2 protein-coding genes are annotated in these 935 nt (G+C 40.5%); both read right to left on the reverse strand.

Going from position 1 to position 935, the window contains the following annotated elements:
* Positions 1-466: transposase (locus tag RB622_RS30155; RefSeq protein WP_308050563.1), on the reverse strand; the 466-nt coding region annotated here is incomplete at its 3' end.
* A 127-nt stretch (positions 467-593) separates the two neighbouring features.
* Positions 594-935, reverse strand: a 342-nt coding sequence (locus tag RB622_RS30160) for a transposase (RefSeq protein ID WP_409022116.1), incomplete at its 5' end; no start/stop codon positions are given.

Consider the following 935-nt stretch of genomic DNA (forward strand, 5'->3'; position numbering starts at 1 on the left):
GTAAATATCTGCTTCTGGCCAGTAGCTGTTTTACGGTATCACCATTTTCCAGTAATTCTGGATCGTATGGCTTGCCAATAGCTTTTGCAACTTTAATGGCTTCATTTTCTTGATCAAGCGCTTCCCAGCGGTATTTAATTCTGATCTCTTGGACAGCGTCATACGCAAGCTTTTGAACATGAAAGCGATCTATAACTTTATCTGCTTTGGGAAAACAGCGGGTCACGATCCTGTTCATATTTGCAGCCATGTCCAAAGTTACTTCTTTGACCTTGTGACGGAGCCGTTGGGGAATTTTCTTTAAAATCTCTATAACTTCTTCTGCCTTAGTGCCTTTAACCATCGCAACAAGCGCCCCTTTCTTACCTTTGGCAGATTTATTGGTAACGATGGTGTAGAGTTCGCCGTTTGAAAGAGCTGTTTCATCAATGCTTAGGTGAACTCCTGTATTATTAGAATATAGCATCCAATATTCAGCATGTTCCCTTTGATCCCAGTCCGTATAGTCGCTTATATGGTGTTTGTACTGCTCTTGTAATTGTTTTCCGTCGAGATGGTAATATTTACCCAGTTGGAAGCAACTAATTGGATTATTATCGATACACTGCTTTTAAAAAATCAGCAAACTCTTTTGTCATTCGAGTTCCCTGCTGCACCACTTTCCAATCTCTGGTTATAATCTCATTAGTATTTCTGACCTCCCACCGCCGCCTCTTGATGCAGAGTGTAACCTTCTGATTACGAATGGGAAAGTCTTGAACGTAAATTTCGGGAAGAAAGCCTTTGGATTCCAACTTTTCATCTTTAAACTCAACAGGAGCAATATTTTTCTCTTCAAGGTAGATGTTCAAGCCAGGAATAGACTCCACAATTTTGGTAAGCTCGAAATATTCAAGGATGCCTTCTGGCAAAAGGATACGGACTAAGGCTTGATA

Source organism: Dyadobacter sp. LHD-138 (genome assembly GCF_030929615.1).
GTDB lineage: Bacteria > Bacteroidota > Bacteroidia > Cytophagales > Spirosomataceae > Dyadobacter.